At 40.7% G+C, this 12094-nt stretch carries 10 protein-coding genes; 7 read left to right on the plus strand and 3 right to left on the minus strand.

Annotated elements, in window-relative coordinates; all coding sequences use genetic code 11:
* The first annotated feature begins 1 nt into the window (after position 1).
* Genes QL984_RS05355 through QL984_RS05380 form a run of 6 tightly spaced genes read left to right on the plus strand, consistent with a single transcriptional unit; the run spans position 2 to position 6311 of the window.
* Positions 2 to 436 carry a DUF4381 domain-containing protein gene (locus tag QL984_RS05355; RefSeq protein ID WP_013464506.1) on the plus strand — a complete coding sequence of 145 codons (435 nt, stop codon included), beginning with the start codon at positions 2 to 4 and terminating at the stop codon, positions 434 to 436.
* The gene (locus QL984_RS05360) at positions 429 to 1412 is read left to right on the plus strand and encodes a VWA domain-containing protein (RefSeq protein ID WP_013464505.1); all 984 of its coding nucleotides are present in this window, start codon (positions 429 to 431) and stop codon (positions 1410 to 1412) included. The genes QL984_RS05355 and QL984_RS05360 overlap by 8 nt, the downstream gene beginning before the upstream one ends.
* Entirely contained in the window at positions 1412 to 3307 is a 1896-nt protein-coding gene (locus QL984_RS05365) for a VWA domain-containing protein (protein WP_013464504.1), read from the plus strand. The genes QL984_RS05360 and QL984_RS05365 overlap by 1 nt, the downstream gene beginning before the upstream one ends.
* Positions 3301 to 4947 carry a BatD family protein gene (locus QL984_RS05370; protein ID WP_013464503.1) on the plus strand — a complete coding sequence of 549 codons (1647 nt, stop codon included), beginning with the start codon at positions 3301 to 3303 and terminating at the stop codon, positions 4945 to 4947. Before QL984_RS05365 ends, QL984_RS05370 begins: the two co-directional genes overlap by 7 nt.
* 54 nt (positions 4948 to 5001) lie before the next feature.
* Positions 5002 to 5559: a sigma-70 family RNA polymerase sigma factor gene (locus QL984_RS05375; RefSeq protein WP_013464502.1), complete on the plus strand. Its 558-nt coding sequence runs from the start codon at positions 5002 to 5004 to the stop codon at positions 5557 to 5559.
* Positions 5559 to 6311, plus strand: coding sequence for a DUF3379 family protein (locus QL984_RS05380; protein ID WP_013464501.1), 753 nt, complete (start codon positions 5559 to 5561; stop codon positions 6309 to 6311). Before QL984_RS05375 ends, QL984_RS05380 begins: the two co-directional genes overlap by 1 nt.
* A 152-nt stretch (positions 6312 to 6463) precedes the next feature.
* Here QL984_RS05380 and QL984_RS05385 read toward each other — a convergent pair whose 3' ends face one another.
* Both QL984_RS05385 and QL984_RS05390 read right to left on the minus strand, forming a co-directional pair.
* Positions 6464 to 7654, minus strand: a complete 1191-nt coding sequence (locus tag QL984_RS05385; RefSeq protein WP_008464755.1) for an amino acid aminotransferase — start codon at positions 7652 to 7654, stop codon at positions 6464 to 6466.
* A gap of 78 nt (positions 7655 to 7732) precedes the next feature.
* Positions 7733 to 8392 carry a GAF domain-containing protein gene (locus tag QL984_RS05390; RefSeq protein WP_013464500.1) on the minus strand — a complete coding sequence of 220 codons (660 nt, stop codon included), beginning with the start codon at positions 8390 to 8392 and terminating at the stop codon, positions 7733 to 7735.
* Between the two features lie 247 nt (positions 8393 to 8639).
* Here QL984_RS05390 and QL984_RS05395 point away from each other — a divergent pair, with 247 nt between their 5' ends.
* A complete protein-coding gene (locus QL984_RS05395; RefSeq protein ID WP_008464752.1) occupies positions 8640 to 8969 on the plus strand; it encodes a translation initiation factor in 330 nt (109 codons plus the stop codon).
* Positions 8970 to 8984: 15 nt separating this feature from the next.
* On the opposite strand, the gene QL984_RS05400 is transcribed toward QL984_RS05395, so the two are convergent.
* The gene (locus QL984_RS05400; protein ID WP_013464498.1) at positions 8985 to 11987 is read right to left on the minus strand and encodes an EAL domain-containing protein; all 3003 of its coding nucleotides are present in this window, start codon (positions 11985 to 11987) and stop codon (positions 8985 to 8987) included.
* Positions 11988 to 12094: the final 107 nt, after the last annotated feature.

Consider the following 12094-nt stretch of genomic DNA (forward strand, 5'->3'; position numbering starts at 1 on the left):
CATGCAAACCTCTCCACTTGATGGTCTACACGATATTATTGCTCCCACCCAAGTCGACTGGTGGCCACTCGCTCCTGCTTGGTGGGTTGTTATTGCAATTGCTGTGTGTTTATTGTGTAGCTTAATTGTCATAATTTATAAAAATTATCGCTTTAAAAAGCCAAAACGTGATGCCATTGCATTAGCTAATCAACAACAGTCAGCGCAGCAATTACATGTCATTTTAAAGCGTTTAGTGATCACCTATTACGATCCGCGTTTGGCCGCGCAATCAACAACGCATTGGTGCAACACATTAAACCAACTTTCAGCTATTGGCTTTACAGAAGAAGAAATTTTAAGCCTATATAACGCTAATCAAACACAGGCAGCCCTCAGTGATAAATTTCGCCAAGCCATTAAACAATTTAAACTAAAGGAGCCGCTGCATGTTTGAATTTAGCTGGCCATGGCTGTTTTTATTACTGCCGCTGCCTTTAGTATTGTTACTATTAAAACCCGCCGCCAATGATGCCAACACGCGTCTGCGCATTCCAAGTTTTGCATCACATAATTTAAGCAATCAAAGCATAGAGCCAAGTGCGCGTAAATTGAATATTATCGAGTGGTTGCTATGGTTATTATTAGTGACCGCATCAGCAAATCCAACGTGGTTAGATGAGCCCATATCGCTACCCAACGAAGGCCGCGATATAATGCTCGCTGTGGATTTGTCAGGGTCAATGACCGAACAAGACATGGCTTACAATGGCCAATATGTTGACCGTTTAACCATGGTTAAAGCAGTGCTAAGTGACTTTATAGAGCAGCGCCAAGGCGACAGACTCGGCCTTATATTGTTTGGTGATACCGCTTTTTTACAAACCCCATTGACGCGTGATGTGAAAACCGTCAGTAAAATGCTCTCTGAGGCGCAAATTGGTTTAGTAGGACGCGCCACGGCGATTGGTGACGCTTTAGGTTTATCGGTAAAACGCTTTGCCAGTAAAAAAGAAAGTAACCGTATTGTGGTGTTGCTTACAGATGGACAAAACACCGCGGGAAATTTAAACCCAGAAGATGCACTGTTACTTGCCCGTGAAGAAGGTATAAAAGTGTACACCATCGGAGTCGGTTCAGATAACCCGCGCGGCTTTAGTTTATTTAATATGGGCTCTGGGGGCAGTAACCTAGATGAGGGCTTATTGAAAAAAATTGCTGAGCAAACAGGCGGTCTGTATTTTAGAGCAAAAGATGTCGCTGGCCTGCAACAGATTTACGCTGAGCTTGATAAGCTTGAACCAATTAGTGCCGATGAGCAAACCTTTCGCCCACAAACAGCCTTGTTCTATTATCCGTTATTACTGGCCATTTTACTCATAAGTGCAATGGCATTGATAAAAACGGTGCGCGCAATGAAGGAGCCGAACTAATGGATTTTGAATTTATTCGTCCTGCTATTTTATGGCTGTTACTCCCTGCCTCAGGGTTATTTTTTATCGCCTTACTAAAACATAAAAAAACCCAGTCAGCGCCACTTATTGCGCCGCATTTGGCACCATTTGTAATGAGTGAATCAAATAATAAAGCTCGCCAGCCGCTGTGGCTGGTTGCGTTATTTTGCAATTTAGCGATTATATTTAGTGCAGGGCCAAGCTTTGAAGAGAAACAAGTACCCGTGTTTCAAAGTAAAAGTGCCCGCGTTATTGTCATGGATATGTCCTACTCTATGTATAGCACCGACATTGCTCCCAATCGATTAATGCAATCACGTTTTAAAGCCCTCGATATGGTTGAGCTATTCAAAGAAGGCGATACCGCGTTAGTGGCTTACGCAGGCACTGCCTATACCATTTCACCACTGACCAACGACGCTAAGACTCTTGCCAACCTTATTCCTAGTTTAAGCCCTGAAATTATGCCAGATAAAGGCTCAAACGTACTCGCTGGCTTAGATATGGCACAAGAGCTACTAAGCCAAGCCGGCTACCTCGATGGCGATATTATTTTGATCACCGATGGTATTGAGCAACAACAGCAAAGCGATGTAAGCCGTTTTACCAACAGTAGTCAATATCGACTTAATATTTACGGCGTAGGCACCGCACAAGGAGCCCCTATAAAGTTACCTGAAGGCGGGTTTTTAAAAGATAATTATGGTCAAATTGTGGTGCCAACCCTCAATGCATCTTTACTTGAAGGACTTGCAAAAAATAGCGGTGGGCAGTTTGCCGATTATCAGCCAAGCAATCGCGATATTGCCGTTTTTTCACCGCAAGCAAACAGTGAAGTATTAAAAAGTGAAAAACCAAATTTAGCCTTATGGCGAATTGACGCCGGTATTTATGGTTTGCTTATTTTACTGCCTTTAGCTTTGTATTTATTTAGACGATCTGCATTAGTTAGCGCAGTACTATTACTTAGCTTTTTACCTCAACAAAATGCGCATGCCGCAGAGCTGCCAACCCTGTTTAAAAATACGGATCAACGGGCATTAGAGGCATACAACAACAAAGAGTATCAACAAGCAGCTCAGGCTCGCTCAAGCGCTCTCAAAGGGGCTGCACTTTATCAGCAAGGGCAATTTGATGCTGCCTTGAATGAGTTTAGCCAAGATAAGTCAGCAACCGGTTATTATAACTATGGCAACGCCTTGGCTAAAGCAGGACAATTAGAGGCTGCCATTGACGCGTATAAACAAGCGCAAGTAAAGCAAGATAACTTTAGTGAAGCCGCTGAGAATCAAGCGCTTGTTGAGCAGTTACTGAATCAACAGCAAGACCAAGAAAATCAGCAAGGCAATGATTCGCAAAATCAAGATGAGCAAAGTCAAGATGATGCAGATAAATCAAAACAAGATCAGCAAAAAAATGGCGAGAAAAACAGCGCAGATAAAAGCGAAGAGGACAGCCAAAACAGTGAACAACAGCAATCAGATCAGTCCTCGGAACAATCAAAAGATCAACAAGGCCAATCTGGTGAGCAATCAGACAAACAGAATGAGCCTGACATGCAAGCTCAGTCACAAAGCCAACAAAATGAAAATAAAGACGAGAATAAACCGCAGCAAGATGAGCCGCAAAATCAACCTAATGAAATGAGTGAGCAACCGCCCTCTGATGAGCAAAAACAGCAGGCACAGCAACAAGCCATGCAGGCACAAGCCGCTGAGCTCACTAATGAAGAAAAAGAAAAAGCACAGCAACTAAATCAGTTATTAAGAAAAGTGCCCGACGATCCCGCTATTTTATTAAGAAACAAAATGCAATTAGAAGCCCAAAAAAGACAATATCAACGTCGTCCAACAGGAGTAGAAAAATCATGGTAATGCGATTATTTTGCTGTTTATTGCTATTAACTGCCATGCCATTAATGGCCGCCACCACTTTGGAGGCAAGCGTTGATAAAAACCCAGTATTAGCGGGTGAATTTTTTATGCTTAATATTAGCATTGATGATTCAATAAAAGGGCAACAACCCGACACCTCAGCATTATTAAAAGATTTTGTAGTCGGCCCTATGAGCTTAAGTAGCCGCACTAACATTATTAATGGCAGTATAAAAAAACAAACCTCTTGGTCTGTTAAACTAATGACCCGCAAGGCGGGTGAATACACCATTCCCAGTTTTAGTGTTGCAGGGCTAAACTCGCAACCAATTAGTTTATCGGTTAAAGAGCGCAGCAGCGACGCAGATAAAAATAACGATATATTTTTAAAAACCTCACTCTCAAACAACAGCTTATTTGTACAAGAGGCTGGCGTTTACACCATTAAGCTTTACTTAGCCAAAGAGCTTCTTGATGGCAGCTTAAGTGCGCCAAGTATGGAAAATGCACAACTTACCCAACTCGGTAAACAAAGCGAAGATTATGAACTGGTTAACGGTAAACGTTATTTAGTGATCACCCGTAATTATTTAATTCAGCCCCAAAAAAGTGGCGCCTACACTATTGCAGCTCCCGTTTTTCAGGGGCGTATTCAGCAAAACTATCGTCAATTGGAAGTGTCAGCGCTTGGCGATGAGCAGCAAATTGAAATTAAACCTATCCCTGAAAACTATCAAGGAGACTGGTTACCCAGTGAACTGGTGAGCTTAACCGAGCAATGGCAGCCAGAGGATAATACCGTTGAAGCCGGCACGCCGATAACACGTACAATTATGCTCACCGCGCTAGGGGTGACTAAAGAGCAGTTACCCGAAATTGATATGCCTACTATTAATGGTATTCGCAGCTACCCTGATGAAAAAGAAACCAATAATGCGGTACGTGATGGTCGAGTGGTATCGCAGCAAAGCGCCTCGTATGCGCTACTGCCACAAACACCTGGCACTTACACATTACCTGAAATTAGCTTGCCTTGGTATAACACCAAAATGAATCGAATTAGTTACGCGACCTTACCTGAGCGTACTATTACAGTAACCCCCAGTACAACAGCGCCAGTGCAAACGCTTAATCCGCCAGCTGAAAACAACCTAAATAACACTATGGCAGAGTCAACGGAGCAAGCAGTTACAGTGCAACAGCAAACTGTCACACCACTGTGGCTAATTATTGTGGCCTCGCTTGGTTATGTTTTATGGATTGCGACGGTGATTTTTTACTTTATTAAACGCCCAGCTAAAGAAGTGCAACAAGCGGCTCAAACAACTAATAAAACAAATCAACAACCATCTTTAAAAGCCCTGCTGGTATTAGCTAAAAGCCATGACGAAAAAGCATTTTACGATGCGCTTAATCAGTATGCACTAACCCTTACAGGTAAAAAGGTAGGGGCCTTATCCCATTTATGCGCTATGATAAACAACTCAGAGTTCACCGCGCAGGTAAACGATTTACAAGCACAGTTGTACAGTAAGCAAACGGCTAGCGCCAACTTAGACGCTATAGTTAGCATGTTAAAGGCACATCAATCGCAAACAGCTAAGCCATCATCACCTGCGTTAAAAGAGCTGTATTCTTGATCTCAATTGTATTTTGCTTTTTTGGCCTATAATAATTTTAATTAAAAAGTGCTTATGTTTGGAAATAAAAAATCGAATGATCGGGTCTTATTAAATATGGCTGAAAAACAACAACGCTACGAAGCCCTGGTTCACGTTTATCATAAGGAACTCTATCGCTTCGCTTACTGGTTATGTAACGATCCGAATATTGCAGATGACTTAGTGCAAGAAACCTTTTTACGTGCTTGGCGCTCGCTTGACTCGTTACTCGATCAAAAAGCAGCTAAGCCATGGTTGCTAACAATTTTAAGACGTGAAAATGCAAGGCGCTTTGAGCGCAAGCAATTTGATTACAGTGATGTAGACAACGACACGCTAGTGGATCAAACCAGTCATTCTTTAGATGATGAAATGGAGCAAACCGTTATTCAACGGCAAATTTCGTTGTTGGCCGATGAATACAAAGAGCCGCTACTATTACAAGTGGTTATGGGCTGCTCTGGGGATGAAATTGCAGACATACTCGATTTAAACAAAAATACGGTTATGACACGTTTATTTCGAGCAAAAAATCAACTTAAAGAGGCACTAAGCCGTGATGATGAACAACTTAAAGGGGCATCAAAATAATGGATGAACTTGAGTTTCGTCGCCGCACGATTGCACAGCCAAACGAGCTAGACAAAGAACTACTGGAATTTGCAAACAGCAGTCCCGATAGACAACAATTTTTAAATGAAAACAAAACATTTGATAAGCAACTCAATGATGCGCTTGATATTCCTGTGCCTGACAACCTTGCTGAACGGATTATTTTAAACACCTCGTTAAAAGAAAAAGTCAGAAAAGATGAGCTTGAACAAAAAGACAATGTCATTGATTCACGCTCACGCTTTAAGTTTGACCGTGTATATTTGGCGTTCGCTGCTTCATTTGTGATTGCGGTAAGTGCGTTTATGTTTAGCACAGAGCAAAACTTGAATCATGCGGCTGGCGAGCATGCATTGGCGCATGTTTATCATGAACTTAACGCGTTAAATAAAACTCAACCTATCAGCTTACAAACAGTCAATGAAAAGCTGGCTTTACTTGGCGGTCAACTTAATGATTTACCTGGGAAAGTTACTTATGTTAACTTTTGCGATTTTCAAGGCGAGAAAGGCATCCATTTAGTGTTTGAATCGGACTTTGGCCCTATGACCGTGTTTATTGTCCCTAGTGATAACAAAGTCTTTGAAATTGGCTCGGGTGACTTTAGTGACTCTCGCTACGTAGGCCATATAAGCCGAGGAAAACAAGCTGATACTGTACTAATAGCAAGCCTAGGCTCACCGGTTGATATGTATAATGAACGTATTGCAGGCGCTATTCGCTGGCTGTAATACCAATTTGTATAAATATTTGAACAATTTAACGAGTTAAACTCCCTTATATCTAAGCAGATTGATATAAGGGGATGGGTATTACAAACAATAAAAAAACCGCAACGAGTGTGCGGTTTTTTTATTGCTAATAAGCTAAAACTTATTATTGGTTACTTACATACATCAGCAACAGCGTTAGCAAAGTAATCGATGTTTGCTTGACTAATTCCCGCCACGTTTACACGGCTAGAGCCCACAATATAAATACCGTAGTCTTTTTGTAGACGCTCGATTTGCTCTTTATTAATACCTAAGAAAGAGAACATACCGTGTTGGCGGTCTATAAATGAGAAGTCTTGAGCAATGTCTTTGGCTGCAAGGCTGTCTTTAATTAAACTACGTAAACCATTAATACGGTTACGCATTTCATCAAGTTCACTGTGCCATAACTGCGTTAACTCTGTGCTGCTTAAAATGGTGTTTACAATGTCTGCACCGTGCGCTGGCGGCATAGAATAAATGCTACGTACCACACTTAATAATACCGAGTTTGAAATATCAGCGGTTGCACTGTCTTTTGCAATAATTGAACACGCACCAATACGCTCACGGTATAAGCCAAAGTTTTTAGAACATGATGAACAAATGATCAACTCTTCAACCGCATTGGCTAAAATACGTAAACCATTCGCATCTTCTTCTAAAGAAGAACCAAAACCTTGGTATGCAATATCAATCAATGGCGTAAAGCCCACATCTTTTGCAAGTTCAGCAATGGTATTCCATTGTGTTTCGTTTAAATCCATACCACTTGGGTTGTGACAACATGCATGTAATAACACAACATCGCCCTTAGGCACCTGTGTTAATGTTTCAACCATTTCATCAAACAATAAATCTTTGTTTTCGTAGTCGTAGTATGGGTATTCTTTAACAGTTAAGCCTGCAGCTTCAAATAAGCTAATGTGGTTAGCCCACGTTGGGTTAGTAACCCATACAGTAGCGCCTGGGTTACAACGTACAATAAATTCTGCTGCAACACGAAGTGCGCCTGTACCACCAGGTGCTTGTGCTGTGCGTACGCGATTAGCTAATAATGCCGGGTGCTCACCAAGAAGAAGATTTTCCATTTGTTGACAGTAATCTAAGTTACCAGCAAGACCAATGTAAGATTTGCTCATTTCATTTTCTAAACGAAACGCTTCTGCTTTTTTTACTGACTTTAATACCGGGGTATTCCCCTGCTCGTCTTTATATACACCAACCCCTAAGTCAATCTTATTAGGGTTAGTATCTTGCTTATAGGCCGCCATAAGGCCAAGAATAGGGTCTGTTGGTAATGGTTTTAATACTGAGAACATTGACTATCTCTTCGTTATTTAGGGGTTAGCTGTTGCGCTAAGCTTAACATAAAAACTCACTCGATTGACCAGTGTTATTTACACTAAAAAGTGAGGAATTTTAATACAGCATGCAATTAATAACGCGAGTGTCGCATTATCAAAAAAATCCGTGCTAAAGGCTTCGCCATCGACAATGCCAATGCACTGCTTTTGCGCATTAAATAGTGGTAAACAGGCCTCTGCTTTTACTTTCGGATCGCAGGTGTAATACTCACCACCCGCGGCTAAATATTGCTCAACATTATTAATGACACGTCCTTTACCACTGAGTGCCACTTGCACATTATTACTGCCGGTTGCAAATTCAGCGGTGAGCGGAAATAAAGGGCGACTCGGTGCACCAAAATAAGCGAGCTTTAATAACTGCTCGCCTTCAGGGGTGGCCGTATTTTGATAGATGCCATACCAATCTAACTGGGTGTTTTCGATTACATAGTCAACAATCAACTGAAGTTGCGCTAACTTTGCCGTTGTTTGCGTATTTTGGCTAACGTAATCGTTTAAATTAAACGGCTCATCTTGCAAGTAGCCGAATAAACTACATGCGCCACCTTCACCGAGTTCTGGAATTTGATACTGCCAACGCACGGCCGGTGCAGCATTGCTATTTAAGTACTGCTCAAGCTTTTCTAGCTCAGCATTAATTAACTGTTGCTCTACATTAAGCTGAGCTTGCTCTAAATAAGAATTTATCATTTGGCCATCCATACATCTATAATGCCGAAATAGTAGCATGGATATTTTTATAGCGCTAGCCAATTTAAAGCGCTTTTTAAAATCCTTAAGCACTTTTATTCATAAGCACTATTGCGGTACTTAAACAGAGGATGTTTATCTTTGCGGGATTAAAAGGTGTTCAGCTTAGGCGCAAAAATTACGCCTTTGCGTCACAAATTTGTTATTATTTAGCCCAATATTAGATTCAATCTTAGATAGGTTAATTATGAGTGATAATCACTTAGTGTATTCAACAGCAACAGGGCGAATTGACCAGCCAAAGCCAGAAAAAGAACTGGATGTAAAACTATTTAAAGACGGGTCTATTCGCATAGAGCGTCAAACCAAAGGTCGAAAAGGTAAAGGCGTAATGCTAGTTGTAGGATTAGATCCCCAACAGCACGATTTAAAAAAGTTAGCAAAAACAATAAAAAGTAAGATGGGCCAAGGTGGCGCAGTAAAAGAAGGAGTTATTGAAGTACAAGGTGATGATCGCGATAAGTTAAAGGCGATTTTAGAAGGATTAAAGTTTAAGGTGAAAATTGCGGGTGGTTAACCCGCAATTTTTGTTCTATTCAGGGACTTTTAACGCAGCTAATTGATCAAACAACACAGGGATATCGGCTTCGGCTACGGGCTTACTAAAGTAATAGCCTTGCACAATAAAACAATTATTGTTTTGTAAAAATTCAACTTGCTCTATTGTTTCAACCCCTTCAGCAACCACATCAAGCTTGAGCTTTTGTGCCATCGCAATAATCGCAGCGGTGATCTCCATATCATTATCATCTTCAGGGATATCTTTAACAAACGAGCGGTCAATTTTAAGAATATCAACAGGAAAACGTTTAAGGTAACTCAACGAAGAATAGCCCGTACCAAAATCGTCAATAGAAATTGAAATACCCAGCTTTTTCAATTGATGTAGCTGATCAATAGCCGCCTCAACATTACCCATTAGCATGCTCTCAGTCAGTTCAAGGTGCAGGCTTTTAGCATTAATTTGCGTCTCTATGATTATTTTTTTCAGCATAGGTACTAAGCTTGCGTCTTTAAACTGCCTTGCTGACAGGTTTATCGACATGTTGCTCGCTCTACCTTGTTGCTCTAGTCGTTTAGTGAACTCACACGCTTGTTGTAATACCCACTTACCAAGTTCCACAATTAAACCCGTTGCCTCAGCAATAGGAATAAATTTGGTAGGTGGAATGAATTCCTGCGTAGGATGGAACCAGCGAAGCAATGCTTCATATCCCACTACACTATTATCGCGACAATCAACTTGTGGCTGATAATGCAGTGTGAGTTGTTTTTCTTTAATTGCATGGCGCAACTCATTTTCAAGGAATAATCGCTCATTGGCGGCTGCATTTAGATCTTGGCTATAAAAGTGGAACGTATTGCGCCCTTTCGCTTTTGCTTCATACATGGCTAAATCGGCATGTTTTAATAACTGATCTTCTTCTAAGCTATCAAATGGCGCCAAAGTAATACCAATACTGGCACTAACAATCACTTCGTTACTACCTAATTTTATTGGCTGATTTAACGTTTTTTGAATGGTGTCAGCGACTTCCGATGCTTCTTTTTGATGCTCAATACCACTGAGTAATACCGCAAACTCATCACCGCCTAAACGGGCTATAGTATCTTCTGCTCGTAAGCGCTGCTTTAAGCGTGTTGCCACTTCAACCAATAGTTGATCGCCTGCATCATGACCTAAAGTATCGTTAATACGCTTAAATTCATCCAGATCAAAATAAAATAAAGCAAACGAGTAACGCCCTCTTTCAGCAAGCGCCATCGACTTTCTAAGCTGCATTCTAAAGAATGTACGATTAGCAAGCCCGGTTAATGTGTCGAAGTAAGCGAGCTGTTCCATTTTGCGTTGGCTTTCTTTTACAAATGAAATATCTTGCGCTGAAGCAACGTAACTGGTGATTTTTCCACCATCTTCACGAATAGGTGACACACTCAGCGATACCCATATGGGTGGCTTGTTTTGCGCTTCAATAAGGGTATCCCCTCGCCAGTAATTACGGTTGCGCAAATCAATGTCAATGTCCTCTACCAGCATGGTCATTTCATTAGCAATAATAGTCAGAAGTGGCTGGCGCAGGAAATCACTTTCTGCAAAGTCGGTCATTTCCAGCATTTTTGGATTAACATATTCAATCACAAAGTTTTCATCAGTAATCACCACACCTGTGCCCGAGAAGGCAACCGCTTTAGACAAGCGATTTGCAGCCTTTTCTGCAATTTCTTTTTCTATTATGCGCTGGTTTAAGCCATCGATGAGTTTGCGGATTTCAATGGTCATATCTTTAAATGAACCATTAAGCGTACCGATTTCATCTTTATTTTCTTTTGGAAAATCAATTTCTAACTGGCCTTTACCAAAGTTAGTAACCGCATAAACCAATGAATGCAGGCGTCTTAAAACTAATTGATAAAGTGCTTGATGTAATAACAAAGCAACTAAAATGGCATACAGAATAAACAAGCCAAAAAACTTCAGTTTTAAGTCTTTCAGTGCCGATAGTGTAGAAGAGCGCTTTTTATATACGCCCACGTACCAATTTACACCTTCAACTTTATGGATATTTATAATGTAGTCTTCACCATTTAATGAAAACGAGTCGGCATATTCCGGCAATTGTATTTGCCCTGCATTATCAATAACTCGCTTTAGCTCAGGAGAAATAAAATCGCCAGGTAGCAACTTTTTACCCGCCTCTCCGTATTGGGTATAACTATCGGCTCCTAAATTAGGGTGCGCCAATAGCTGCCCTTGCTTATCGAACACCACTAAATGTTTTTCTTTTCCGCCGACGGGCAATTGCGATATGAGAGAGTCGAGAGAAATATCACTACCCGTAACTCCTAAAAACTCATCATTTTTATAAATAGGTACAATTAAACTAACGACCCACTTATTCCAAACGCCATCGTAATACACTCGTGACCACAGCGGCTCGCGTTGTGGGTTTGTTAACGATTTTGCGTAATTAAAACTTTTGCTTTGATTAAAGGTGTAATCTCCGGGGACATTAAGTGCCCAATTTGGTGGCGCAACACGGATAAAATTATCTTTGGTGATCAGGTAAAAATTATAAAAATCTTGAATTAACGTGGGGGAAATCACTTTCCAAAGCGATTCAGAATCTGCAATTAACTGTTTATAAAAAGGAGAATAAGCATTTTCGGGAATGAACGCCGCAGATAAGCCATCGGCAGATGCGCTGCGCACTGAACCATCATTGGTGACTTGCATAGTCGGGGCATTGTTATTCTTAAATGATAATTGCCCCTCAAATAACTGCTCGCTAACAACAATATTAGCTTGCTCAGCTATTTTAACTTTGGTCGCTATCAAATTATTAAACTGGTTTATTAATAATTCATTTGATTGCTTTAATACCTCATGCTCTTCAAATACAAGCTGTTTCTCTTCTGATTTGAGCATTAAAGCAGCCGCACAAATACCTGCAACTAAACAAATGCCAGAGATCAACAGTGATAACTTGACACTGAGTGAGTTTATTCCAAATCGAGATGGAGGGCGTCGATACACAAAAGGCCAACCTTATTTATAATTATTATTTTTGCGAGTAGTAGAAATATACCAGATCTCAAATCAGAATTATAAATTATTTGTAAAGTTTTTAAAAAACAATATGT

Origin of the sequence: Pseudoalteromonas sp. APC 3495 (genome assembly GCF_030407645.1) — a bacterium.
Lineage (GTDB): Bacteria > Pseudomonadota > Gammaproteobacteria > Enterobacterales > Alteromonadaceae > Pseudoalteromonas > Pseudoalteromonas tetraodonis.

What these genes read in the sequence shown, in the direction of transcription:
- QL984_RS05360 (WP_013464505.1), top strand. Translation starts at nt 429, where the DNA reads ATGTTTGAATTTAGCTGGCCATGGCTGTTTTTATTACTGCCGCTGCCT.
- QL984_RS05355 (WP_013464506.1), top strand. Translation starts at nt 2, where the DNA reads ATGCAAACCTCTCCACTTGATGGTCTACACGATATTATTGCTCCCACC.
- QL984_RS05380 (WP_013464501.1), top strand. Translation starts at nt 5,559, where the DNA reads ATGGATGAACTTGAGTTTCGTCGCCGCACGATTGCACAGCCAAACGAG.
- QL984_RS05390 (WP_013464500.1), bottom strand. Translation starts at nt 8,392, where the DNA reads ATGATAAATTCTTATTTAGAGCAAGCTCAGCTTAATGTAGAGCAACAG.
- QL984_RS05375 (WP_013464502.1), top strand. Translation starts at nt 5,002, where the DNA reads ATGTTTGGAAATAAAAAATCGAATGATCGGGTCTTATTAAATATGGCT.
- QL984_RS05365 (WP_013464504.1), top strand. Translation starts at nt 1,412, where the DNA reads ATGGATTTTGAATTTATTCGTCCTGCTATTTTATGGCTGTTACTCCCT.
- QL984_RS05385 (WP_008464755.1), bottom strand. Translation starts at nt 7,654, where the DNA reads ATGTTCTCAGTATTAAAACCATTACCAACAGACCCTATTCTTGGCCTT.
- QL984_RS05395 (WP_008464752.1), top strand. Translation starts at nt 8,640, where the DNA reads ATGAGTGATAATCACTTAGTGTATTCAACAGCAACAGGGCGAATTGAC.
- QL984_RS05370 (WP_013464503.1), top strand. Translation starts at nt 3,301, where the DNA reads ATGGTAATGCGATTATTTTGCTGTTTATTGCTATTAACTGCCATGCCA.